Consider the following 24,939-nt stretch of genomic DNA (forward strand, 5'->3'; position numbering starts at 1 on the left):
GCCGTGCACCAAGGTCGTAGCCCGTCATACCCGTGACCTGCGGAATGCAATCCTCGCCCGTGGAGGACCTGTGCGCCGTATGTGGCCGGGGTGTGCAGACGACGGAGGGGCCCGATGGTCGTGACGACCACCGGGCCCCTCCGTGCGCGAGGTGCGCGATACGTGTGTCTACAGCGCGCCGAAGCCCACCTTGCGGGGGGCGGGCTCGCCCAGCTCGACGTAGGCCAGACGGTCGGCCGGCACCAGGACCTTGCGGCCGTGCTGGTCCACGAGGCTGAGGAGCTGCGACTTGCCGGCCAGTGCCTCGGCCACCACGCGCTCGACCTCCTCGGGAGTCTGACCGCTCTCCAGAACGATCTCGCGGGGCGCGTGCTGCACGCCGATCTTGACCTCCACGGCTATGTCCCTCCGACGGTCACTGAGTGCGCGGGCGTCCGCGCCGTACGCTGCACACATTAGCCCGGTGAGGGGACGGATACCGTGCGGCCGTCCACGCCAGGAGCGAACAGGTGCCGTCCGACGCCGCGCCGCGGTCAGTGCTGTTCGATGCCGTGCAGCGGGAATCCGGCGATGCCCCGCCAGGCCAGCGAGGCCAGGAGCTGCACCGCCTGGTCGCGCGGGACACTGCGGTCGCTGTGCAGCCAGGAGCGGGCCACGACCTGCGCCAGACCGCCCAGACCCGAGGCGAGCAGCATCGACTCCGCGCGCGAGAGGCCGGTGTCCTCGGCGATCACGTCACAGATCGCCTCGGCGCACTCGTTGGTGACCTTGTCGACGCGCTCGCGCACCGCGGGCTCGTTGGTGAGGTCCGACTCGAACACCAGCCGGAAGGCGCCGCCGTCGTCCTCGACGTACGCGAAGTAGGCGTCCATGGTCGCGCGGACGCGCTGCTTGTTGTCCGTCGTCGAGGCGAGCGCCCCGCGCACGGCCTGGATGAGCGACTCGCAGTGCTGGTCCAGCAGGGCCAGATAGAGGTCGAGCTTGCCCGGGAAGTGCTGGTACAGCACGGGCTTGCTGACCCCGGCCCGCTCGGCGATGTCGTCCATGGCGGCGGAGTGGTAGCCCTGAGCCACGAAGACCTCCTGGGCGGCGCCCAGAAGCTGGTTCCGTCGGGCACGGCGCGGCAGGCGCGTGCCTCGCGGGCGTGCCGCCTCGGTCTGCTCGATGGCTGTCACGCCGCCTCCCAAAGTCGTCCTCTTGCGGTGTGCACCGCGTGCGGTGTGCGCCGCGCGGCCATCGTACTTTTCGGTAACCCTCGTGTGCGCGGTGCGAGCGCAGAATTTCACGGACCGGACGATCACAAAAGTGGTGCACAAGGTTTGATTCAGGTCGGTCCGGGCAAAATACGGCCCCACTCCTGTTCGACGCGCCGCTCCTGTGTTCGATCAGCGGTAGTCGTCCTCGTCGAGCGAGACGACGCGTGCCTGCTCGGCGAGATCGGCCTCGTTCGCCCGCGCGGGGTCCACGTCCTCCAAGGGGTCGTCACGCTCGGGGGTGATGTCCGCGTACTGCTCCGCGGCGTCGTTCTCCGGCGCCTCGACGTCGATCTCCCCGAAGTCGTCGTCTTCCTCGAACGTCCCGGGGTCGGTGGGGTCGACGGTCATGGTGGGCTCCCTTCCAACGAACGTCCCTGGACCATGCAGGGGCCACAAGCGGGTGCCCTCGCTACGAGCCTAGGAGACACCCGTTTCGGACGCTATGCGATGTGCGCCTGAATCGCGCCGGTACCTCGGTCCGGTCGCCGCACACGTGTGACGCCGAACACACAAGACCGCGCGTGATCGTCTCGTAACATTGCCCGCATGTCTTCGACCGAGCTGCCCTCCGTGCCGCCGACCAGTGTGCTGCCGAAGGCCGCCGCCGTCCGGGTCGCCGAGGGCGAGCGGCTGCGGTCGGTCGGGCTGCCCGGCGTCACGCTGACGATCCGCTCCCGGCCGCCCGCGCGCGAGGGGCTCCCGCCCGCGCTGTTCGTGCACGGCCTCGGCGGTTCCTCGCAGAACTGGTCCGCGCTCATGGCGCTGCTCGACGGCGCGGTGGCGAGCGAGGCCGTCGACCTGCCCGGCTTCGGCGACTCCCCGCCACCGGACGACGGCAACTACTCCATCACGGCACACGCGCGTGCCGTGATCCGCTACCTCGACGCCACCGGACACGGTCCCGTCCATCTCTTCGGGAACTCGCTCGGCGGCGCCGTCTCGACCCGGGTCGCCGCCGTACGGCCCGACCTGGTGCGGACCCTGACGCTCGTCTCGCCCGCGCTGCCCGAACTGCGCGTCCAGCGCACCGCGGTGCCCACCGGCCTGGTCGGCCTGCCCGGCGTGGCCGCGCTCTTCAGCCGGCTCACCCGCGAATGGACGGCCGAACAGCGCGTCCGCGGCGTCCTCGGGCTCTGCTACGGCGATCCCGGCCGGGTCAGCCCGGAGGCGTTCCGCTACGCGGTGGAGGAACTGGAACGGCGCCTGACGCTGCCGTACTTCTGGGACGCGCTCTCGCGCTCCACGCGCGGGCTGCTCAGCGCCTACACGCTCGGCGGACAGCACAGCCTGTGGCGCCAGGCCGAACGGGTCCTCGCCCCGACCCTCCTCGTCTACGGCGGCCGTGACCAGCTCGTCGGCTTCCGGATGGCCCAGCGCTCCGCCCGCGCCTTCCGGGACTCCCGGCTGCTGACCCTGCCCGACGCCGGGCACGTGGCGATGATGGAGTATCCCGACACGGTCGCCCTGGCCTTCCGCGACCTGCTCGCCGATACCGCGTCCGCGACGCCGGAAGGCTGAGGCAGAGGTGGGACGGCACAGTCGACGCGGGCCGGCGCCCAAGGGTGCGCCGAAGAAGGGTTCCGACGGGGTCGGTGGACCCGGTTCCGGTTCCAGTTCTGGTTCCAGTTCTGGTTCCGGTTCGGGTTCCGGCGGTGCCTCGGGTGCCGCTTCCCAGGGCCGGACCGCGGGCGCGCGGCCCGGCCCGTACGACGGCACCCCCGCGCGCGGTGTGCCCCGTCTGCCCGACGGAACCCCCGCCCACGGGGTGCCCCGGTACCCGGACGGCACCCCGGCCCACGGCGTCCCGCGCGTGCGCGGCGGGCATCCCGAGCAGCGTGAGGCCGGGGGCGGCTGGGGCGAGTTGAGGGGCGGGCCGGCGGGCGGCGCCGGGCAGCCGGTGATACCGCGTCAGCGGCCCGCACCGCCGCAGGGACCGGCACCGTCGCAGGGGCGGGCGCCGTCGCAGGGGCCGCGTCAGGACTACCTCGACGCCTTCGACGCCGACGACGACGTCTTCACGCGCGCGGGACGGCCGTACGCGGCGATGCGCGCGGGCGACGGGCACGCGGGTGCGGGTGACGGGTACGGGGGTGCGGGTGACGCGTACGGCTCACCGCGCGGTACGGCTCCCCGTGGCTTCGGAAGCGTGGCGGGCCCGTACGCCCCCGCCCCCGGTGCCGGCGGTACCGGCACCGGTCTGGACGAGTACGCGGACCCGGTCGCTCCCGGGGGCCCCGGTGGGCCGGGCGACGGCGCGTCGTCCGGCGGGGGGCCCGCGCCCGAGAAGGGCGCCAAGAGCCGTACGTTCACCGGTATCGCGGCCGCCGCCGTCACCACCGTGCTGGCCGTCGTCGTGGCCGGACAGGTCACCGACACACGGGACGACGACGCCGCCCGCTCACAGGCCGCCGCGGGACGGGCCGACGACCGGGCGGGCCAGGTCGCCCAGGGCGCGCAGAAGGCCCTGGAGTCGGGTGCCCCGGCCCCCTCCGCGTCCCCCGTCCCGGTGACGCTGACCTACGACCAGAAGATGGACGCCACCTACAAGCTCAGCGCGAAGCTCGACGGGTCCGGGAAGTTCGACGCCGTCCCCGGCATCGACAAGGCGCCCGGCAAGGGGCAGAAGTTCACCTACCGCGTGGACGTGGAGCGCGGACTCGGCCTGGACGGCGCCCTGTTCGCCCAAGCCGTGCACAAGACGCTGAACGACAACCGCAGTTGGGCCCACAACGGTGCCCGCACCTTCGAGCGGATCCACTCCGGCGAACCCGACTTCGTCATCACCCTGGCCAGCCCCGGCACCACCGCCGAGTGGTGCGCCAAGTCCGGTCTGGACACCACCGAGGACAACGTCTCCTGCGACTCGGCCGCCACCGAACGCGTCATGATCAACGCCTATCGCTGGGCCCAGGGTTCACCGACCTACGGCGACGCCATCCACGCGTACCGCCAGATGCTGATCAACCACGAGGTTGGTCACCGGCTCGGCTACTCCCATGTGACCTGCGACAAGGACGGCGATCTCGCGCCCGTGATGCAGCAGCAGACCAAGTTCCTCGACCACGGCGACGTCCACTGTCTGCCCAACCCCTGGGCGTACCCGAAGAGTTGATCGTCCGGCACCGGCGTCCCGTCGCCGCGGTGACGTTTCGTGCCCGAGTGATCTCCTAGCGTGACGGAACGCCCTCCGCGTCGGAAAGTTACGAGCGTTCACCCCTTCCGGTGGTGCGACGGACAACCGTCCGTCGCACCACCCTCTTGTCCGCATACGTTCTTCCCGCTGCGAGCCGCCGGGTCAACGGCGGCTCCCCAAACGGGAGATCGGGGGTGCGTGCGTGCGCATCGGACTGCTGACAGAGGGTGGCTATCCGTTTGTGCGTGGTGACGCCGGACTCTGGTGCGACCGGCTCGTGCGCGGGCTCGGGCGGCACGAGTTCGAGGTCTACGCGCTCAGCGGCGGCCCGCGGCACGAGGAAGCCGGCCTGGTCGCGCTGCCGCCGCAGGTCAGCGGCGTCCGCACGGCACCGCTGTGGACGGCCGTGGACGACGGGGTCGCGCACGGCAGGCGCGCACGCCGGCGCTTCACCGAGTGCTACGAGGAGCTGGCGGCCGTTCTCTGCGAGGACCGGGCGGAGGGCCGGACGGAGGACCGTGCGGAGGGCCGGGCGGGGGGCGGTACGGAGCGCGGTCCGGAGGGCGGTTCGCAGGGACCCGTCGAGCGCCCCGCTTCCCGTGCCGATGCCCAGGCGGACCGTTTCGCCAACGCGCTGTACGGGCTCGCCGGGCTGGCCCGTGACGAAGGCGGGCTGGTGGGAGCGCTCCGCTCGGAGGGCGCCGTGCGCGCCCTGGAACGCGCCTGCCGCGCCCCCGGCGCCCGGCGCACGGCGCGCGAGGCGCGCGTCACCGATCTGCTTGCCGTCGCCGCCCACCTCGAACGCGCCCTGCGCCCCCTGTCGCTCGACTGGTACGAGCCCGACGGCGGCACCGGCACGGGGGCGCCCGGCACACGGGGGCTCGGCTCGGTCGACCTCTGCCACGCCACGTCCGGCGGCGTCGCGGCGCTGCCCGGACTGCTGGCCCGCCACCACTACGACGTACCGCTGCTGCTCACCGAGTACGGCGTGCGGCTGCGCACGCACTACCTCAGCTCGCAGGCGCCCGGCACGCCCGCCGACGAGGCCGCGCCCGCCGTACGCGCCCTGCTCGCCGCGTTCCACGGACGGCTCGCCGCCGAGGTCTACCGGCAGGCCGCGGTCATCACCCCCGGCAACACGCACACCCGCCGCTGGCAGGAGCGCTGCGGCGCCGACCGCGACAAGCTGCGCACGGTCCACCCGGGCATCGCCGCCGACGGCTTCGCCGAGGTCGGCGACGGCCCGGACGGCGCCGACCCGCGCACCCTGGTCTGGGTCGGCCGGGTCGAGCCCGCCAAGGACCTGGTCTCCCTGCTGCACGCCTTCGCCGAGATCCACCGGGCGGAAGCGGGGACCCGCCTGCGGATCATCGGTACGCCGGCCGGACCCGAGGGCCACGCCTACCTCGGCCACTGCCGGATGCTGGCCGCGCAGCTCTTCCCCGACGAGGCGGACGGGCCGCACGCCGTCGGCTGCAACCCCGTCTCCTTCGAGGAGATCGGCGGCCCGGAGGCGCCCACGCTCGCCGAGGCGTACGCGGCCGGAGCCGTCGTCGTCCTGTCCAGCGTGGTGGAGGGGTTCCCGGCCGGACTGGTCGAGGCCATGTTCTGCGGGCGGGCCACCGTGTCCACGGACGTCGGCGCGGTCGTCGAGGTCATCGGCGGTACCGGGCTCGTCGTCCCGCCCCGCAATCCGCGGGCGCTCGCCGAGGCGTGCACGGCACTGCTGCGCGACCCCGAGCGCCGTGCACGCCTGGGCGCGGCCGCCCGCGCACGCGCCCAGGAACTGTTCTCGGTCGAGCAGAACATCGAGGCGTTCCACGGTCTGTATCTGGAGATCGTGGCGCGGAGCCCGGTCCGCCGGTCCGCCCTCGACGCCGCCGGCGACCCGCTGCCGTTCGCGGTCCCCGCCGAGGCCCGGCTGCCCGGCCGCTGGACCGGCCCGGGAACGGTCGGCACCGCGGCCCGGCGCGTGCCCGGATGGGCGGCGGGGGCCCCGGTACGGGGCACCGCCGCTCCGGGCACTCCGCGTTCCACGGTCCCGGCGGCGGAGGGAGCCCGATGAGCGGCGTCGGCGAGGACCTGGCCGTGGGGGCGGAGAGCGGGAGGCAGGGCGTGCACGCGGGCGCGCGCGCTGGTGACGGCGTGCGCGCCGGTGGGGCCGGCGTGCCCAGTGGGGTCGGTGTGGCCAGTGTGCCCAGTGTGCCCAGTGTGCCCAGTGGGACCGGTGTGGCCGGTGTGGCCGGTGTGCCCGGTGGGACAGCCCCGTCGCCCGCCGCCGCCCGGCGCGGTGCCGTGGACCCGGTGAAGGCCCTGATGCACCGTCATCGCGACCTGTGCGAACGCGCCGTCGACCCGCTGGAGATCGCCGCCGGCCTCGAGGCGCACGGCGTCACCGACCGCACCGCCGCCCGCTTCCGGCACCGGGACGTCTTCTCCCTCGCCGAGGAGATGTACGCCCGCGTCCCCCGCGACGCCGACCCACCCGCACGCCCCGCGCCCGGCACACCGCCCGCGTCCCCGGCGCCCCGGCGGACCTGGGCGCTGCTGACCCTGCTGCCCGGCGTCCTGGGCGCCGCGACGATCACCGGTCTGCGCCTCACCCACGGCAGGACCCGCCTCCTGCTCGTCACCGTGGGAGCGCTCGCCGTCGTCCTCGCCCTGCGCGCGGCCCTGCGCAGGGGGCCGCTGGGCCCACGCGAGGGCATCCGCGCCGGAGCCCACCGCAGCGGTACCTGGACCTGCTGGCTGCTCGTCCACGCCGCCCTCGGCGACGGCCTGCTGCGCGCCGCCGTCGCCGGCGGCCCCGACGACCTGCCCGCCGGTACGGGGGGCGGCGCCTGGCCCGTCGCCCTCGCGCCGGTCCTCGCTCTCCTCCTGTCCTGCGCGCCGGCCGCCTGGTGCGCCCACCTCCTCTCCGTCCGCGCCCGCCGCCGGCTGGACACCAGCCACGGCCTGGAGGAGTTCGCCGCCTCCGTACGGCCCCTGCTGCTCGGCACGTTCGCCCTGTACCTGTGCGCGCTCGCCGCGCTGACCGCCCTCTGCGCGGCCGCCCTCGGCGAACCCGCCGGCTACGCCACCACCCTCACCCTGGGCACGCTCCTCCTGGCCGCCCGCCTCCTGCACGCCCACGGCTTCCCCCACGCCCCGGCGGCCGCCCTCGCGGGCGCCGCGGCGGCCGAGGCGCTCGCCGTCGCCACCGTCTTCGCGGGACGACTCCCCGGGTGCGGCTTCCTCGCCGTCCCCGTGGACACCCTGGTGTCCGCCCGGGGCCCGTCCGCCGTCGCCGCCCTGGTGTGCGGCACGGCGGCGCTGGCCCTGCTCGTGCCCGCCGCCCGCACCCTGACCAGGGCCTCGGCCCACGCCCGAACGGCCCCGCCGTGCTGACGCCCGGCCACGCCCCCGCGCCCCCGGGCCCGGCACCACCCCCGCCGCGCCCCGATCCACGCACCACGCACGCGCTCCGCGCCCCAGCCGCAGACCGGCGCACCACCCGCTCGACACCACCCCCTCAAGGAGAGACCCGATGACCACCTCCCGATCCGGAGCGACCGGAGCCACCGGGGCGCCCGGTGCCCCCGCGGTCGCGGGAGCCCCCGCGGTCACAGGAGCCGCCGCACCGCCGAGACCGGCCATGACGCACACCCGGAGGGCCGCACGATGAGGGTCCTGCTGATCGGAGCCAACGGCTACCTCGGCCGCTTCGTCGCCGACCGTCTGCTCGCCGACCCGGCCGTCCAGCTCACCGCGCTCGGCCGCGGCGACGACGCGGACGTCCGCTTCGACCTCGCGACCGGCAGCCCCGGCGCACTGACCCGGTTCCTCGACGCCGTCCACCCGCAGGTCGTCGTCAACTGCGCGGGCGCCACCCGCGGCGGCGCCCGCGACCTCACCCGGCACAACACCGTCGCCGTCGCCACCGTCTGCGAGGCGCTGCGCCGCAGCGGCTGCGGCGCCCGGCTGGTGCAGCTCGGCTGCGGCGCCGAGTACGGCCCGAGCCAGCCCGGCTCCTCCACCGCCGAGGACGCCGTACCGCGCCCCGGCGGCCCGTACGGCGTCAGCAAGCTCGCCGCCACCGAACTCGTCCTCGGCTCGGGCCTGGACGCCGTCGTGCTCCGCGTGTTCTCACCGGCCGGACCCGGCACCCCCGCCGGATCTCCGCTGGGCCGGCTCGCCGAGGCCATGCGGCGCGCCATGCAGTCCGGCGACGGCGAACTCAAACTCGGCGGCCTCGGCGCCCAGCGCGACTTCGTCGACGTCCGCGATGTCGCCCGCGCCGTCCACGCCGCCTCGCTCTCCGCGGCACAGGGCGTCATCAACATCGGCTCCGGCCGCGCCGTCCGGCTCCGCGACGCCGCCGCGATCCTGGCGCGCGTCGCCGGATACGGCGGTGCCCTCCACGAACTCGATGGACCGCCCGGCGGCCATCTGCGGGCCACCATCGGCCATCCCCGCTCCGACCCCGACCACGCCGCACCGGTCGCGTACCCGTACCCGGACGGCTGCGGGAGCTGGCAGCAGGCCGATGTGCGCACCGCCCGCGACCGGCTGGGCTGGCGGCCCCGGATCAACCTGGAGGAGTCCCTCGCCGACATCTGGATGGAGGCGGCATGTCGTATCTGACGGGCACTCCGACGGGCCTCGCCGGGGCCGGCACCACCGACGTCCGCACCGGCATCGGTGTCCCCGGCATCGCCCACCCCCTCCTTGCGCCCGCCGAGTGGGGCGACCTCGCCCGTCCCGGCCCGCCTCTGCACTGGGTGGTCCTCGACGTCGCCGGCGGCCCCGGGGCGCGCCCCGACCCGCACTGCCTCGCCGCGGCGGGCCGGCTGCGCAACGCGGGCGTCCGGGTCCTCGGCCGGGTCGACACCGCGCACGGCTTCCGCGCCTTCGCGGAGCGGATCGCCGACGCGCGGCGCTACCTCGACTGGTACCAGGTCGACGGCTTCCTCCTGGACCGCTGTCCGAGCGACCGCGCCACGCTCCCCGAGATCCGTCGCACCGTCACCACGCTCCGCACGCTGCGTGACACGCCCCACATCGTGCTCGGTCACGGCGTCCATCCGCACCCCGGCTACGCCGAGCTGGCCGACCAGCTCGTCACCTTCTCCGGCGCCTGGAGCGACTACCGCTGGTCCCAGGTCGCCGAGTGGACCGCGGACCATCCGCCCGAGCGCTTCTGCCACTTGGTGCACGGGGTGCCCCGAAGCCATCTCGACGAGGCGCTGCGCATCGCCCGCTGGCAGGGCGCGGGGACGATCTGGTTCACCGACCGGCACGACCAGGGTGGCCGGTGCGACCCCTGGGAGACCATGCCCGGCTACTGGGACGATCTCGTCTCGCGGATCGGAACAGGTGTCTCGGAATGAAGAAGCGCGTGGCAGTGTTACGGGGAGAACAACTGTAGTGATCGACCGACCAACGGAGTCCCCGTGTCGCTGCCACCCCTGGTCGAGCCAGCCTCCGAACTCACCGTAGACGAGGTTCGCCGGTACTCCCGCCACCTGATCATCCCGGACGTCGGGATGGACGGGCAGAAGCGGCTGAAGAACGCCAAGGTGCTCTGTGTGGGCGCCGGCGGCCTGGGCTCGCCGGCGCTGATGTACCTGGCGGCGGCGGGCGTGGGCACGCTCGGCATCGTGGAGTTCGACGAGGTCGACGAGTCCAACCTCCAGCGTCAGATCATCCACAGCCAGGCCGACATCGGCCGCTCCAAGGCCGAGTCCGCGCGCGACTCCGTCAAGGGCATCAACCCGTACGTGAACGTGATCCTCCACGAAGAGCGGCTCGAGGCCGAGAACGTGCTGGACATCTTCAGCCAGTACGACCTGATCGTCGACGGCACGGACAACTTCGCGACCCGCTACCTGGTCAACGACGCGTGCGTGCTGCTGAACAAGCCGTACGTATGGGGTTCGATCTACCGCTTCGACGGCCAGGCGTCCGTCTTCTGGTCCGAGCACGGCCCCTGCTACCGGTGCCTGTACCCGGAGCCCCCGCCGCCGGGCATGGTCCCCTCCTGCGCCGAGGGCGGTGTCCTCGGTGTGCTGTGCGCGTCCATCGGCTCCATCCAGGTCACCGAGGCGATCAAGGTCCTCACCGGCACCGGTGAACCCCTGGTCGGCCGCCTGATGATCTACGACGCCCTGGAGATGCAGTACCGCCAGGTCAAGGTCCGCAAGGACCCGAACTGCGCGGTCTGCGGCGAGAACCCGACCGTCACCGAACTCATCGACTACGAGGCCTTCTGCGGCGTCGTCTCCGAGGAGGCCCAGGAGGCGGCGGCCGGTTCGACGATCACTCCCAAGCAGCTCAAGGAGTGGATCGACGACGGCGAGAACATCGAGATCATCGACGTCCGCGAGCCGAACGAGTACGAGATCGTCTCCATCCCGGGCGCCAAGCTGATCCCGAAGAACGAGTTCCTGCTCGGCACCGCCCTGGAGGGCCTGCCCCAGGACCGGAAGATCGTCCTGCACTGCAAGACGGGTGTCCGCAGTGCGGAAGTCCTCGCGGTGCTGAAGTCCGCGGGCTTCGCGGACGCCGTGCACGTCGGCGGCGGTGTGATCGGCTGGGTCAACCAGATCGAGCCGAGCAAGCCGGTCTACTGACCCGGCACGAACAGCCCTGACGGCCTCACCTGCCTCACCGGCCGAGCGGCGGGGGCTTCGGACACCACGGGTGCCCGGAGCCCCCGCCGTCGTCATGAGCAGACCGTGCCGTCCTTCGGCACCGTGCCCTTGAGCAGATACGCGTCCACCGCGGCGTCGACACAGTCGCTCCCGCTGCCGTACGCACCGTGCCCCTCGCCCTTCCAGGTGAGCAGCACCCCGACGCCCTTGCCCAGCTCGTCGGCCATCTCGCGGGCACCCTCGTAGGGGGTCGCCGGGTCGCCGGTGTTGCCCACCAGCAGGATCGGCGCGGCACCCGGCGCGCTCACCTCCGGGGTGTCGAACTGCCCCGCCACCGGCCAGTCGTGGCACCAGCCGGCCGTGTCCCAGCCGAGGAAGTCGCCGAAGACGGGCGAGATCTTCTCGAACTCCGGCAGCAGCTTCTTCGTCTCCTCGGCGGTCGGCCGCTGCTTGTCGTCCAAGCACGATATGACGCGCTGGGAGTGGGTCGTCGTGCCGTAGTTCCCCGAGGGGTCGCGCTCGTTGTAGCTGTCGGCGAGCGACAGCAGTTCGGAGCCGTCACCTCGCTCGGCCGCCTCCAGCGCGCTGGTCAGGGCCGGCCAGCTCTGCTCGCTGTAGAGCGGCAGGACGACACCGATGACGGCGAGCGACTGGGTCAGCTCACGGCCGTCCGAGGTCGGCAGCGGGTCACTGTCGATCCGGTCCAGGAGGTCCGCGATCTTCGCGCTGCCCCGCTTCGGGTCCTGGCCGGTGGACTTGAGGTAGTCCTCCAGCGCGCGCTGGAAGCCCCGGGCCTGGTTCTTGGCGTGGCCGACGGTGTCGGCGCTCGGGTCGACGACCGCGTCCAGGATCAGCCGCCCCACGTTCTTCGGGAACAAGTGGGCGTACACGCCGCCCAGTTCGGTGCCGTAGGAGATGCCGAAGTAGTGCATCCTGGTGTCGCCGAGGACCTGGCGCATCAGGTCCATGTCGCGGGCGGTGTCCGTGGTGGAGACGTGCGCCAGCAGGGAGCCGGCGCTCTTCTCACAGCCCTTGCCGAAGTCCTCGGCGTCCTGGAAGTAGGCCCGCTCCTCCGCCGCGGTGTCCGGGGTGGAGTCGAGGGACTCGGCGGCCTGGATCTCCTTGTCGTCGCGGCAGCGGACGCCCTCGCTCCGGCTCACCCCGCGCGGGTCCCAGCTCACCAGGTCGTAGCTGTCGCGGAGCGTGGAGAACGCGGAGCCGTAGGAGGGGAGCGTGGACACGCCGGAGCCGCCGGGGCCGCCGAAGTTGAACAGCAGCGAGCCGACCCGCTTGTCGCCCTTGGCTCGGGATGCGGCGCGGACCAGCGCGAGGTCGATGGTCTTGCCTTCAGGCTTCGACCAGTCCAGCGGCACCTTCAGCGACGCGCACCGCCACTCCCCGCCGGGCGCGGAGTCGTCGGCGGTGGACCTGCACCGGCCCCAGTCGAGCTTCTGCCCGGTCAGCGAGGCGGGCAGCGCCGCCGTGGCCGGGGAGCCGTCCGACGGTCGCGCGCCGGCCGAGGCCCCCTTGCCGTCGCCCCCGTCGTCCGACGAGCCGCCGCTACAGCCGGTCGCCAGCAGTGCGGCGGTGGCGCCGAGCGCCGCCCACCGTAGGTATCGCGCCATGTGCATTTCCCCCCTCGCGGACCGTCCGCGCCGGGTGGCGGGACGGCAGTCCTGCCATGGTAGGCGGAGTGGGGCGCACCCGGATGAGCCTGTGGATAACCTTTTGACCTGCGGCTTTGCCAGATCCCCGGGGATTTCGAGGTCTCGGGGTGAGGTCAGGAGCAGACGGTGCCCGCCGCCGGCACCGTGCCGTCGAGGAGGTAGCCGTTCACCGCCGACTGGACGCACTCGTTCTTGCTGTCGTAGGCGCCGTGCCCCTGCCCCCGGTAGGTCAGTTCGACACCGACGCCCTCGCCGAGCGCGTCCACCATCCGCCCCGCCCCCTCGTACGGGGTCGCCGGGTCACCGGTGTTGCCGATGACGAGGATCGGCGCCGCGCCGGGCGCGCTGACGTCGGGGTGGTCGGCGGCGCCCGGCACCGGCCAGTCGGTGCAGGTGACCATGGACCAGGCCAGGAAGTCCCCGAACAGCGGGGAGGCGGCACGGAACTCCGGCAGCCGCGCCTCGACGTCGGCGACGGAGTAGCGCGGCTTGTCGTCGGCGCAGTTGATGGAGACGTTGGCGGCCGCGATGTTGCTGTACTCGCCGTTCTCGCTGCGGCCGTTCATCGAGTCGGACAGCAGCATCAGGATCCTGCCGTCCCCGTCGTACGCCTGCTCCAGCCCCTCGGTGAGGTACGGCCAGAAGTCCTTGGAGTACAGGGCCTGAGCGATCCCGTTGGTCGCGGCGCTCTGGGTCAGCTCGCGCGGGAAGGCACCCGGGATCGGTTTGGCGTCGAGGTCCTTCAGCAGCGTGGCGATCCGGTTCTTCACGTCCTCGGCGGTGTCGCCGACCGGGCAGTCCTCCACCTGGGACGTGCAGTCCTCGGCGTAGTTGTCGAGGGCCCGCTGGAAGCCCCTGGCCTGGCCGAGCGCGCCCTGCTCGGAGGTCTGCGTCGGATCGACGACCGCGTCGAACACGGCCCGCCCCACGTTCTTCGGGAACAGGTGGGCGTACACGCCGCCCAGTTCGGTGCCGTAGGAGATGCCGAAGTAGTACAGCCTGCGGTCGCCCAGCACCTGGCGCATCAGATCCATGTCACGGGCCGCGTCGGTGGTGCGCACATGCGGCAGGGTCTTCCCGGAGTTCCGCTCGCAGGCCGCGTTGAACTCCTCGGTGTTGTCCAGCAGCGTGGCGCGCTCGGCGGCGTCGTCGGGGGTCGTGTCCTGCTGGAAGTACGCGTCGAGCTGCCGGTCGTTCTCGCAGCGCACCCCGGCGCTGCGGCCCACCCCGCGCGGGTCGAAGCTGACCAGGTCGTAGCGGGTGCGCAGCTTCTCGTAGTCCTCGCCGAACGCGGGCAGGGTGCTGACGCCCGAGCCGCCGGGGCCGCCGAAGTTGAAGACCAGGGAGCCGATCCGTCGGTCAGCGGGGCCGCTCGTTTGGGCCCGGATCAGCGCGATCCCGATCGTGTCGCCCTTCGGGTCGTCCCAGTCCAGGGGTGCCTTCATGGTGGCGCACTGCCAGGTGCCGCCGTTCGGCAGCGGGGAGGGGGCACTGCCGCCGCCCTCCGCCTGCGACGGGGCCGGACAGTCCTCCCAGTCCAGCTTCTGCGCCGTCAGATCCTCGTCCCCGGCATCCTTGCCGCACCCGGCCACCAGGCACGACAGCAGAAGGGCGGACACGGCGGCGGCGCGCAGACGGGAGGGGTTCGGCATGCCCCCATCCTGCGGTCGGCCCCGCCCCCGCGCGCGGGGCGCGGGCCGTACGAGGTACGGCCCGGGAGCGCCTAGAGGGCGCCCTTGCGGGTGAGGTGGTTGAAAGCCAGCCAGCCCGGCAGCACCGGGATCCACAGCGTCAGCAGCCGGAAGAGCAGCACCGCCGGGGCGGCGACCTCCTTGGGCAGCCCGACCGCGATCAGGCCGACCGTCAGGGTCGCCTCGACGGCACCGACACCGCCCGGGGTGGGGGCGGCGGAGCCGAGCGCGTTGCCTGCGAGGAAGACGACGGCGACGCTGGCGATGCTGATCGAGGTCGTCTCGTCGCCGAACGCGCGGATCGACGCGTCCAGACACATCACGAAGCAGGCCGTCAGCAGCAGCATGCCGCCGATGCCGGTGACCAGCTTCTGCGGCCGCTGGAGCACGTCCAGCATGCGCGGCACGACGCCCGCGAACAGCGACCGCACGCGCGTGACGACGAACTTCCGCAGGAACGGCACCGAGGTCACCACGAGGACCAGGACCGCCACCGTCAGCAGCCCGGCGATGACCGTACGGGACGGCGACAGCGACGGTGTCTTCTCGGTGCCCGTCAGATAGCCGAAGGACAGCAGCATCAGGATGTGGCAGCCCAGCCCGAACAACTGCGAGGCGCCGACGCTGGCCACCGCGAGCCCCGGCCGCACCCCCGCCCGCTGGAGGAACCGCGTGTTGAGGGCGACGCCGCCGACCGCGGCCGGGGCCACGATCTTCACGAACGACCCGGCGACCTGCGCGGCCACCGTCCGCACGAACGGCACCCTCTCCGGCACGAACCCCAGCAGGCTCATCGCCGCGGCGAGATAGCTCAGCGCCGAGAACAGCACCGCCGCGGCCACCCAGCCCCACTCGGCGTTGGCGACCAGCGGCCCGAACTCGATGTGGGTGAGCTGGGTGAGCAGGAAGTACGCGCCGATGGCGCCGGCGATGAAGCTGATCAGGGTGCGCGGCCGCACCCGCTCCAGCCGGGCCGGCTCGACCGGGGCCTGCGGGCGGATCAGCAGCACCTCGTGCCGGATCTGGGTCAGCAGATCCTCCTCGCGGGCCTCCTCCAGCGCCTCGTCGATGGCCCGCTTCTCGGCCCGCTGCTCCGCGCGTACGGCCTTCTTGTCGGCCTTCCGGTCAGCCTTCCTGTCGGCCTTCTCCAGGTCCACCGGCTCGTCGTGCCCGTCGCCCAGCCTGGCCTGCTTGGCCTGCCGGGACGCCTCCAGGACCGCTTCGCGCTCGCGCTGGGCGCGCTCGCGGGCCAGGCGGCGCAGCGTCGCGCGCGTGGAGCGGCTGAGCGCGATCGGCTGGAGCATCGGCAGACAGTCGGCCACGGTGTCCGGGCCGAGCAGGCTCACCGCCGAGGCGACCGCCCGATCGGCGCCCACCCGCAGGCCGAGCGTCACCAGCAACTGGGAGATGTCCATGCGCAGCAGCAGGTTGTTCGCCGCGATCTCACCGACGCGCAGATCGGTCAGGATGACCGTGCCGGAACGATCCACCAGAATCGCGTCCCCCACCAGCCTGCGGTGTGCGATGCGCCGCGACTGGAGGGCGCGCACCTGGTGCCAGGTGTCCCGCAGCAGCTCGTCGGTGATCTCCTCGTCGGCCAGCGAGTCGAGCGTGCGCCCGCCGGTGTGCTCGTAGACGAGCATCACGGCGTCCGGGCCGAGTTCCGAGGTCGCGATCAGCTTCGGCGCGTTGGCGCCCGCGGCGATCGCCGCGTAGGCGAGCAGCGCCTCCTGTTCGAGGGCCTGGCGCAGCGACTGGAGGCTGCTGCGGGTGGCGAAGCCCCGCAGCGTCAGATTGCGCCACGCGCGGTAGAAGAAGCCCTGCGCCTGCTGTTCGCGGTCGACGACCGTGACGTCCAGCGGTGGACCGTCCTCCAGGGTGACGAAGTAGCGCCGGCCGCGGTCGCCGGTCTCGGCGGCGTCCGGTGCCTCCTCACGGGCCGCGCTCACCGGGTGGAAGCCGACGTGCCGCAGGCCCGCCATCAGCGTGCGCCCGGTGGGCCGTACGTTCGGCGAGCCGACCGCGTACAGCGTGCCGTACGCCACCGTCCAGCCGATCAGTACCGTCAGGATGATCGAGAACGGGGTGGTGTAGCCGGTGACGAGCATCGAGAACGCGTCGAGGAGCAGCACGATCCACAGCACCGACCGCCAGCGCGGCCGACGAGACATGCCGACGGCCGTCATGTACGCGATGACGGGCGCGAGATAGCCGTGCACCGGGTCGGTGAGGGCGTGGATGTCACCGGGGGAGGGCTGGGTCAGCGCCTCCTGGATCGAGCCCGGGGCGGCCTTCGCCACCCAGAGGTCGGTGGCGAGGGTCACACCATGGGCGAGGACGGCCGCGAGCACACCGTCGGCGATGCGCAGTCCGTCCCGTTTGATGAGGCGTTCGATCGCGAATGCGACGGGCACCAGCAGGATCGCGATGCTGGACGCCAGTCCGGCGATCTTGATGAGCAGGTCGGGCGCCTGTCCGGTGCCCTTGTTGATGTCCTGTTCGAGGCCCGAGGTCGTGCCGTGGGCGAAGGCGGCGATGCCCAGGAGCACGGCGATCGCGAGGACACCGACCAGCAGCCGCATCAGGTCGGAAGGGCGGTGCACACGCGCGGGGAGCAGCGGTTCGTCGCCTTCCACCTCGTCGATGTGCACCTCCTCCCGCCGGTCGTCGGCGGCCTCCGGGCGCGACCCGGCGTCAGAGGTGCCCTCGGCGTCCTCGGGGTGCACACCCTGCTGCTTCATCGTCTCTTCTTGATCTCGTATCACCGGTCACCGCCCGCACGATGGTGGCATGCCGCACCGACACACGGGGGCATCAGGGTGCAAACGCGGGGGCGCACAGTCTGCCCGAAGGCCGTTCCCGGGGCGAGGGTCACGCACGGTGGCGGGCCCGTCGCATTGTCGGTGCGGTGCGGCAGGATGGGTCGGATGAGCGAGCAGAGCCTTCCGGACGACGCCCGCCCGGAGTACACGGACGCCCTCCCCGAGTACGCCGAGCGGGTCCTCGGCGTCGCGGAGCTGATCCCGCGGGGCCGGGTCATGACCTACGGCGACGTCGCCGAGTGGCTCGACGAGGGCGGCCCCCGGCAGGTCGGCCGGGTGATGGCCCTCTACGGCGGAGCGGTGCCCTGGTGGCGCGTGGTGCGCGCGGACGGCCGTCTGCTGCCCGGGCACGAACTGCGCGCGCTGGAGAACTACCGCGCCGAGGGCACGCCCCTGAAGGAGGCGAGCAGGGCCGCCGAGGGCCATCTGCCGCGCCTCGACATGAGACGCGCGCGATGGGACGGCGGCGGACACGCGGAAGCTCACACCTGACAGCTTCCGCCATCGGAGGGTGCCGAGGGCAGCCCGTACTCCGTCCGGGGGAACCGGGAGGAGCCGGGGACGTCCGTGGCATGGCGTACGTTCGAGGGGCAGGTGGCGCGCGTGGCGCGCCGACGGTGACCAACAGCACACCCACCAGGACCGGCGAACCACGTGAGCTCCTCTTTCTCCACCAGGCACCTGTCGCACCCCCAGGGGCGACAGGGGAACCGTGGCGCTTACCGACTGGTCCGTTCCCGGCCGGCCCAGACGGATCCCCCTCCCCTGGACGCCGCACAGCGCTCCGTGGTTGAGCACACCGCAGGACCGCTGCTCGTCCTCGCAGGACCCGGCACCGGCAAGACCACCACCCTCGTCGAGTCCGTCGCGGCCCGGATCGCCCGCGGCGGCGACCCCGCGCGGGTGCTCGTGCTCACCTTCAGCCGCAAGGCCGCCGTCGAGCTGCGCGACCGGATGGCGCTGCGCATGGGCGCCGCCCGCGCGCCCCAGGCGACCACCTTCCACTCGTACTGCTACGCCCTGGTCCGCGCCCACCAGGACTCCGAGCTGTTCGTGGAGCCCCTGCGGCTGCTGTCCGGCCCCGAGCAGGACGTGGCCGTCCGCAGCCTGCTCGCCGGCCAGATCGACCTGCAGCGCCTCGGCCTCGCGCATGTGCGCTGGCCCGACGAACTGCGCGCCTGCCTCACCACCCGCGGGTTCGCCGACGAGGTCCGCGCGGTGCTCGCCCGCAGCCGTGAACTGGGCCTGGGCCCGGAGGCGCTGGACGCCTTCGCCGCCCGCATCGGCCGCCCCGACTGGCGGGCCGCGGCCGCCTTCCTCGCCGAGTACCTCGACGTCCTCGACCTGCACGGCGTGATCGACTACGCCGAACTCGTCCACCGCGCGGTCCTCCTCGCCCACCGCGAGGAGGTCGCCGAGCGCCTCGCCGCCCGGTACGACGCCGTCTACGTCGACGAGTACCAGGACACCGACCCCGCGCAGGTACGGCTGCTGCGCGCGCTGGCCGGCGGCGGCCGTACCCTCGTCGCCTTCGGCGACCCCGACCAGTCGATCTACACCTTCCGCGGCGCCGATGTGAACGGCATCCTGGACTTCCCCGAAGCCTTCCCCGGCCGGGACGGCCGCCCGGCCCCCGTGGAGGTCCTGCGGACCTCCCGCCGCTCCGGCGCGACCCTGCTGGCCGCCACCCGGCTGCTGACCCAGCGCATGCCGCTCACCCGCCTCCCGGCGCAGAAGGTCCGCGCCCACCGCGAACTGTCCGCCGCGCGCGACGGGGGCCGCGTCGAGGTCTACACGTATCCGACCCCCGGCACCGAGCTGGACAACGTCGCCGACATCCTGCGCCGCGCGCATCTGGAGGACGGCGTCCCCTGGGGCGAGATGGCCGTCCTGGTCCGCGCCGGCTCCCGCACCATCCCCACGGTCCGCCGCGCCCTCACGGCGGCCGGCGTCCCCCTCGACATCGACGGCGACGACCTGCCGCTGCGCCACGAACCGGCGGTGGCCCCTCTGCTGACGGCCCTGCGGGCGGTGGCCATGGCGGAGGCGTCGTCGGGGGAGGGCGCGGGTGCCGCCGTAGCGGAGAAGACCTCCGGCGAGCCCGGTGGGCCCGGTGCCTGCTGGCTGGACACCGAGACCGCGCTCACCCTCCTCACCTCCCCCCTCGCCGGCATGGACGCCGCCGACCTGCGCCGCCTGGGACGCGCCCTGCGCGAGGAGGAGCGCGCCGCCGGCACCCCCCTGCCGCCGCCCTCCGACGAACTGCTCGCGCGCGCCCTGGCCGAGCCCGAGCGGCTCGTCACCCACGACCCCACCTACGCGCGCGGGGCGCAGCGGCTCGGCGCGCTGCTCGCCACGGCCCGGGAACGCCTCGCGCGCGGCGGCACCGCCGAGGAGGCGCTCTGGGACCTTTGGGAGGGCACCCCGTGGCCCACCCGCCTGGAGCGGGCGGCCCGGCGCGGCGGCGCGGCCGGCCGCAACGCCGACCGCGACCTGGACGCCGTGTGCGCCCTGTTCGCCACCGCCGCGCGCGCGGAGGAGCGCACCGGCGGCCGCGGCGCCCTGAACTTCCTGGCCGAGATCGAGGCCGAGGACATCGCCGCCGACACCCTCACCCGCCGCGCCGTGCGCCCCGACGCCGTCCGCCTGATGACCGCGCACCGCGCCAAGGGCCTGGAATGGAGCCTGGTCGTCGTCGCCGGTGTGCAGGAGGGACTCTGGCCCGACCTGCGCCGCCGCGGCTCGCTCCTGGAGGCCGACCGCATCGGCCGCGACGGACTCGCCGAACCGCTCACCCCGGGCGCGCTGCTCGCCGAGGAGCGCCGCCTCTTCTACGTCGCCGCCACCCGCGCGCGGGACCGCCTCGTCGTGACCGCCGTCAAGGCGCCCGCCGACGACGGCGACCAGCCGTCCCGCTTCCTCACCGAACTGGGCGTCGAACCCAGGGACGTCACCGGCCGCCCGCGGCGGCCGCTGTCCGTCGCCGCGCTCGTCGCCGAACTGCGCTCCACGACCGTCGACCCGCGTGTGTCCGCCGCCCTCCGGGAGGCGGCCGCCCACCGGCTCGCCCGGCTCGCCGCGCTCGCCGACGAGGACGGCCGGCCGCTGGTGCCGTCCGCGCACCCCTACCGCTGGTGGGGCATGTTCGAACCGACCGAGAGCAAGGTGCCGCTGCGCGACCGCGACCAGCCCGTCGTGCTCTCCGGCAGCGCCCTCGACCAGCTCGCCAACACCTGCGCCCTCCAGTGGTTCCTGGGCCGCGAGGTCAAGGCCGACGCCCCCGCCACCGTCGCCCAGGGGTTCGGCAACGTCGTGCACGTCCTCGCCGACGAGGTCGCCTCCGGACACACCCCGGCCGACCTGGCCGTCCTCATGGAGCGCCTCGACTCCGTGTGGAACGCGCTCGCCTTCGACGCGCCCTGGAAGTCCGCGCAGGAGAAGGAGCACGCGCGTGTGGCGCTCGAACGCTTCCTGAAGTGGCACGTCATGGACCGCACCGGGCGCACACCCGTGGCGAGCGAGCACGACTTCGACGTCACCCTCGAAGCGGGCGACTACGAGGTCCGCATCCGCGGCCAGATGGACCGCGTCGAGGCGGACGGCGAAGGCCGCGCCTATGTTGTCGACTTCAAGACCGGCAAGCAGGCCCCGACCGCCCGCGAGGTCGCACACCATCCCCAGCTCGCCGTCTACCAGCTCGCCGTCCGCGAAGGTGCCGTCGACGACGCCTTCGACGGCGTGCGCCCGCTGCCGGGCGGCGCCGAACTCGTCCAGTTGCGTCAGGGCGCCGCCCAGCGGGACGGCGGCGAGACCCTGCCCAAGGTGCAGGCGCAGGAGCCGCTGGAGGGGGAGTGGGTCGGCGACCTGCTCGCCACGGCCGCCGGAAAGGTCCTCGACGAGCGGTTCAGCCCGAGCACCGGACAGCACTGCACACACTGCGCCTTCCGCGCGTCGTGCAGCGCCCGGCCCGAAGGCCGCCACGTGGTCGAGTGAGACGGCGGGGATCGGGCCGTACCCGTGTGACCCGGCTCGTGTGACCCGGCTCGTGCGACGCGGCTCGTGTGACGGACCGCACCACTGGCGCTGACCTGCGCTTCTCCCATCCCGGCGAGGCGATTTGTCATCGACTGTCAGTGGTCGCCGCTAGCCTTCGCCCCATGCCCGCCCGTATCACCGATCCCGAGCAGCTCAAGGAGCTCCTCGGGATCCCCTTCACCCCGGAGCAGACGGCCTGCATCACCGCGCCGCCCGCCCCGCAGGTGATCGTGGCCGGAGCCGGCTCGGGCAAGACGACGGTGATGGCCGCGCGCGTGGTCTGGCTGGTCGGCACCGGCCAGGTCGCCCCCGAGCAGGTCCTCGGCCTCACCTTCACCAACAAGGCCGCGGGCGAACTCGCCGAACGCGTCCGCACGGCACTGGTCGGGGCCGGTGTCACCGACCCCGACGTGATCGACCCGGACAACCCGCCGGGCGAACCGGTCATCTCGACCTACCACGCCTTCGCGGGACGGCTGCTGACCGACCACGGACTGCGCATCGGCCTGGAACCGTCCGCCCGGCTCCTCGCCGACGCCACCCGCTACCAGCTCGCCGCGCGCGTGCTGCGCGAGGCCCCCGGCCCCTACCCCTCGCTCACCCGCTCCTTCGCCGACCTGGTCAGCGACCTCCTCGCCCTCGACGCCGAACTCGCCGAACACCTCGTCCGGCCCGAGGACCTGCGCACCTGGGACGCCGGGCTGCTCACCGCCCTCGAAGGCGCCAAGCTCACCAACGCCGACCTGCGCAAGGTCCCCGAGACGGCCGCCGCCCGCCGGGAACTCGCCGAGCTGGTGCTGCGCTACCGCGCCGCCAAGCGCGAGCGCGACCTGCTCGACTTCGGCGACCAGATCGCCCTGGCCGCGCAGCTCGGCGGGATCCCGGAGGCCGGGCGGATCCTGCGCGACGAGTTCCGGGTCGTCCTGCTCGACGAGTACCAGGACACCTCGGTGGCCCAGCGCATCCTGCTCGCCGGCCTGTTCGGCGGCGGCTCCGGCCACCCCGTGACCGCCGTCGGCGACCCCTGCCAGGCCATCTACGGCTGGCGCGGCGCCTCCGTCGCCAACCTCGACGACTTCCCCGACCACTTCGCCCACGCCGACGGCACCCCCGCCACCCGACAGGCGCTCAGCGAGAACCGCCGCAGCGGCGGCCGTCTCCTCGACCTCGCCAACGGCCTCGCCGAACCCCTGCGCGCCATGCACGCGGGCGTGGAGGCGCTCCGCCCGGCACCCGGCGCCGAACGCGACGGCACGGTCCGCTGCGCCCTCCTGCCCACCCACGCCGAGGAGATCGACTGGATCGCCGACTCCGTTGCCCACCTCGTCGCCACCGGCACGGCCCCCGGCGAGATCGCCGTGCTGTGCCGCACCGCCACCGACTTCGCGGAGATCCAGGGCGCCCTGGTCGCCCGGGACGTGCCCGTCGAGGTGGTCGGCCTCTCCGGACTGCTGCACCTGCCCGAGGTCGCCGACCTGGTCGCCGTCTGCGAGGTGCTCCAGGACCCCGGCGCCAACGCCTCCCTGGTCCGGCTGCTGACCGGCCCGCGCTGGCGCATCGGCCCCCGCGACCTCGCCCTCCTCGGACGGCGGGCCCGGCTGCTCGTCTCCCACGCGCGCGGGGACGACGACGGCGACCTCGACCGCCGTCTCGCCGAGGCCGTCGAGGGGGTCGACCCCTCCGAGGTGATATCGCTCGCGGACGCCCTCGACACCTTCCTGGAGACGCCGCTGGAGGGCGCGCGCGACGACGGACTGCCCTTCTCGCCGGACGCGCGCGTGCGCTTCGCCCGGCTCGCCGCCGAACTGCGCGACCTGCGCCGCTCCCTGTCCGACCCGCTGATGGACGTCCTCCACCGCGTCCTCGCCGTCACCGGCCTGGAGGTCGAGCTGTCGGCGTCCCCGCACGCCCTGGCCGCCCGCCGCTGCGAGACCCTGTCCAACTTCCTCGACGTCGCCGCGTCCTTCGCCGCCGCCGAGAGCGAGGCGAGCCTGCTCGCCTTCCTGGGCTTCCTGCGCACCGCCGCCCAGTACGAGAAGGGCCTCGACAACGCCCTGCCCGGCGGCGAGAACACCGTCAAGGTGCTCACCGCCCACAAGTCCAAGGGCCTCGAATGGGACGTCGTCGCCGTCCCCGGCCTGGTCAGCGGCACCTTCCCCAGCGGTCAGGGCCGCGAGAAGTGGACCGCCCAGGCCAAGGTGCTGCCGCACGCGCTGCGCGGCGACGCCGACACCCTGCCCGACATCGACGCCTGGGACTCCCGGGGCATGAAGTCCTTCCACGAGGCGATGAAGGACCACCAGCACACCGAGGAACTCCGCCTCGGCTACGTCACGTTCACCCGCCCCCGCTCCCTCCTCCTCGGCTCCGGCCACTGGTGGGGCCCCACCCAGAAGAAACCGCGCGGCCCCTCCGACTTCCTGCACGCGCTGTACGAGCACTGCGCGGCCGGACACGGCGAGATCGAGGCATGGGCCGACGAACCGGCGGAGGACGAGGAGAACCCCACCCTGCACGCGGCACGGGCCGACCAGGTCTGGCCGCTCCCGCTGGACGACGCCGCGCTCGCCCGCCGCCGTGCCGCCGCCGAGACGGTCCTCGCCCACCTGGACGCCCTCGCCGCACACGCGTCCGACGACCCCGCCGCCACCGCCACCCACGATCCGGACATGTACGACGACCCGGACTGGCCGCCACCGCCCGACGGGGACGACGAGCACGACGGCTACGAGGCGTACGACGAGGAGGACCCGTTCGGCGACGACCCGTTCGAAGACGCCCCGTTCGGGGACGAGACCCTCGGGGACGACCCGTACGACGACACCACCCGGGTCACCGTCCCCCACCAGGCCCCACCCCCCGAGCCCCCCGTCACCACCCCCGTCACCACCCCTGCCCCCACCCCCGATCCCGGCCGCCGCCGCCCCCGTCTCACCCCGGAGGAGGCCCGTACCGTCGGCTCCTGGGACCGCGACCTCGACGCGCTCTCCGGGGAGCTGCTGCGCGCCCGCCGCGGCGTCACCGACGTCCCCCTGCCGACGACCCTGAGCGCCTCCCAGGTGCTGCGGCTGGCCACCGACCCCGACGGGCTCGCGCAGGAACTCGCGCGCCCCATGCCGCGCCCGCCGCAACCCGCCGCGCGCCGGGGCACCCGATTCCACGCCTGGGTGGAGGCCCGCTTCGAGGAACTGACGCTTCCGCTGCTGGAACCGGACGAACTGCCCGGCGCCGACGCGGAGATCGCCGACGAACACGACCTGGAGGCCCTCAAGGAGGCGTTCGAGCGCACCGACTACGCCCGCCGCACCCCCTACCGCGTCGAGGCCCCCTTCCAGCTCGCCCTCGCCGGACGCGTCGTACGGGGCCGGATCGACGCCGTCTACAAGGAGGGCGACGGCGCCTCGGCGACGTACGAGATCGTCGACTGGAAGACCAACCGGCTGCGCACCGCCGACCCGCTCCAGCTCGCCCTGTACCGGCTCGCCTGGGCCGAGCAGCAGGGCGTCCCCGTGGAATCCGTCACAGCGGCGTTCCTCTATGTGCGCACCGGAGAGGTCGTACGGCCCGCCGGGCTGCCCGATCGTGCGGCCCTGGAGCGCCTGTTGACGGGCGAAGAGGCCGTTTCCGGCGACCGGGAAGGGCCGGCCGGGCAGGCGGACCGCGCCCGTCCGCCCGGCGAGGATGTCGGCGCGGGCCGATAGGC

The 24,939-nt window shown here is 73.6% G+C and carries 16 protein-coding genes; 10 read left to right on the forward strand and 6 right to left on the reverse strand.

The window, feature by feature from the left end; genetic code table 11:
- Positions 1–168: 168 nt before the first annotated feature.
- From AFM16_RS25615 to AFM16_RS25625, 3 genes are all read right to left on the reverse strand, one after another.
- A complete protein-coding gene (locus AFM16_RS25615) occupies positions 169–396 on the reverse strand; it encodes a DUF3107 domain-containing protein (RefSeq protein ID WP_030784015.1) in 228 nt (75 codons plus the stop codon).
- 137 nt (positions 397–533) lie between these two features.
- The gene (locus AFM16_RS25620) at positions 534–1,175 is read right to left on the reverse strand and encodes a TetR/AcrR family transcriptional regulator (RefSeq protein WP_030784017.1); all 642 of its coding nucleotides are present in this window, start codon (positions 1,173–1,175) and stop codon (positions 534–536) included.
- Between the two features lie 210 nt (positions 1,176–1,385).
- A complete protein-coding gene (locus AFM16_RS25625; RefSeq protein WP_030784020.1) occupies positions 1,386–1,604 on the reverse strand; it encodes an Rv3202a family protein in 219 nt (72 codons plus the stop codon).
- A gap of 198 nt (positions 1,605–1,802) precedes the next feature.
- Between AFM16_RS25625 and AFM16_RS25630 the strand changes: the two genes are divergently transcribed.
- From AFM16_RS25630 to moeZ, 7 genes are all read left to right on the forward strand, one after another.
- Positions 1,803–2,774: an alpha/beta fold hydrolase gene (locus AFM16_RS25630; protein ID WP_030784022.1), complete on the forward strand. Its 972-nt coding sequence runs from the start codon at positions 1,803–1,805 to the stop codon at positions 2,772–2,774.
- Positions 2,775–2,781: 7 nt separating this feature from the next.
- On the forward strand, positions 2,782–4,368 hold the full coding sequence (locus AFM16_RS25635; protein ID WP_078634740.1) for a DUF3152 domain-containing protein: 1,587 nt from the start codon (positions 2,782–2,784) through the stop codon (positions 4,366–4,368).
- A 223-nt stretch (positions 4,369–4,591) separates the two neighbouring features.
- Positions 4,592–6,454, forward strand: coding sequence for a DUF3492 domain-containing protein (locus AFM16_RS25640; protein WP_078634741.1), 1,863 nt, complete (start codon positions 4,592–4,594; stop codon positions 6,452–6,454).
- Entirely contained in the window at positions 6,451–7,776 is a 1,326-nt protein-coding gene (locus AFM16_RS25645; protein WP_245177802.1) for a hypothetical protein, read from the forward strand. Before AFM16_RS25640 ends, AFM16_RS25645 begins: the two co-directional genes overlap by 4 nt.
- Before the next feature lie 273 nt (positions 7,777–8,049).
- A complete protein-coding gene (locus AFM16_RS25650; RefSeq protein ID WP_030784030.1) occupies positions 8,050–9,012 on the forward strand; it encodes an NAD-dependent epimerase/dehydratase family protein in 963 nt (320 codons plus the stop codon).
- Entirely contained in the window at positions 9,000–9,758 is a 759-nt protein-coding gene (locus AFM16_RS25655; protein ID WP_030784034.1) for a spherulation-specific family 4 protein, read from the forward strand. Before AFM16_RS25650 ends, AFM16_RS25655 begins: the two co-directional genes overlap by 13 nt.
- 63 nt (positions 9,759–9,821) lie before the next feature.
- Positions 9,822–11,000: an adenylyltransferase/sulfurtransferase MoeZ gene (moeZ, locus tag AFM16_RS25660; RefSeq protein ID WP_030784037.1), complete on the forward strand. Its 1,179-nt coding sequence runs from the start codon at positions 9,822–9,824 to the stop codon at positions 10,998–11,000.
- A 92-nt stretch (positions 11,001–11,092) separates the two neighbouring features.
- Here the strand turns inward: moeZ and AFM16_RS25665 are convergent, their stop codons facing one another.
- From AFM16_RS25665 to AFM16_RS25675, 3 genes are all read right to left on the reverse strand, one after another.
- On the reverse strand, positions 11,093–12,646 hold the full coding sequence (locus AFM16_RS25665; RefSeq protein WP_078634742.1) for an alpha/beta hydrolase: 1,554 nt from the start codon (positions 12,644–12,646) through the stop codon (positions 11,093–11,095).
- 155 nt (positions 12,647–12,801) lie between these two features.
- Positions 12,802–14,340, reverse strand: a complete 1,539-nt coding sequence (locus AFM16_RS25670) for an alpha/beta hydrolase (protein WP_078634743.1) — start codon at positions 14,338–14,340, stop codon at positions 12,802–12,804.
- Positions 14,341–14,411: 71 nt separating this feature from the next.
- Positions 14,412–17,120, reverse strand: a complete 2,709-nt coding sequence (locus AFM16_RS25675; protein ID WP_030784045.1) for a lysylphosphatidylglycerol synthase domain-containing protein — start codon at positions 17,118–17,120, stop codon at positions 14,412–14,414.
- A 186-nt stretch (positions 17,121–17,306) separates the two neighbouring features.
- Between AFM16_RS25675 and AFM16_RS25680 the strand changes: the two genes are divergently transcribed.
- From AFM16_RS25680 to AFM16_RS25690, 3 genes are all read left to right on the forward strand, one after another.
- Complete coding sequence (locus AFM16_RS25680; protein WP_078634744.1) at positions 17,307–17,693, forward strand: MGMT family protein; 387 nt, start codon at positions 17,307–17,309, stop codon at positions 17,691–17,693.
- 162 nt (positions 17,694–17,855) lie between these two features.
- Positions 17,856–21,194 carry an ATP-dependent helicase gene (locus AFM16_RS25685; protein WP_078634745.1) on the forward strand — a complete coding sequence of 1,113 codons (3,339 nt, stop codon included), beginning with the start codon at positions 17,856–17,858 and terminating at the stop codon, positions 21,192–21,194.
- A 164-nt stretch (positions 21,195–21,358) separates the two neighbouring features.
- Positions 21,359–24,937: an ATP-dependent helicase gene (locus AFM16_RS25690; RefSeq protein ID WP_078634746.1), complete on the forward strand. Its 3,579-nt coding sequence runs from the start codon at positions 21,359–21,361 to the stop codon at positions 24,935–24,937.
- Positions 24,938–24,939: the final 2 nt, after the last annotated feature.

Origin of the sequence: Streptomyces antibioticus (assembly GCF_002019855.1) — a bacterium.
In the GTDB taxonomy this organism is placed as follows: Bacteria; Actinomycetota; Actinomycetes; order Streptomycetales; family Streptomycetaceae; genus Streptomyces; species Streptomyces antibioticus_B.

Coding starts and splice junctions, on each gene's coding strand:
- AFM16_RS25625 (WP_030784020.1), bottom strand. CDS start 1,604: ATGACCGTCGACCCCACCGACCCCGGGACGTTCGAGGAAGACGACGAC.
- AFM16_RS25630 (WP_030784022.1), top strand. CDS start 1,803: ATGTCTTCGACCGAGCTGCCCTCCGTGCCGCCGACCAGTGTGCTGCCG.
- AFM16_RS25645 (WP_245177802.1), top strand. CDS start 6,451: ATGAGCGGCGTCGGCGAGGACCTGGCCGTGGGGGCGGAGAGCGGGAGG.
- AFM16_RS25650 (WP_030784030.1), top strand. CDS start 8,050: ATGAGGGTCCTGCTGATCGGAGCCAACGGCTACCTCGGCCGCTTCGTC.
- AFM16_RS25655 (WP_030784034.1), top strand. CDS start 9,000: ATGTCGTATCTGACGGGCACTCCGACGGGCCTCGCCGGGGCCGGCACC.
- AFM16_RS25665 (WP_078634742.1), bottom strand. CDS start 12,646: ATGGCGCGATACCTACGGTGGGCGGCGCTCGGCGCCACCGCCGCACTG.
- AFM16_RS25670 (WP_078634743.1), bottom strand. CDS start 14,340: ATGCCGAACCCCTCCCGTCTGCGCGCCGCCGCCGTGTCCGCCCTTCTG.
- AFM16_RS25675 (WP_030784045.1), bottom strand. CDS start 17,120: ATGAAGCAGCAGGGTGTGCACCCCGAGGACGCCGAGGGCACCTCTGAC.
- AFM16_RS25680 (WP_078634744.1), top strand. CDS start 17,307: ATGAGCGAGCAGAGCCTTCCGGACGACGCCCGCCCGGAGTACACGGAC.
- AFM16_RS25690 (WP_078634746.1), top strand. CDS start 21,359: ATGCCCGCCCGTATCACCGATCCCGAGCAGCTCAAGGAGCTCCTCGGG.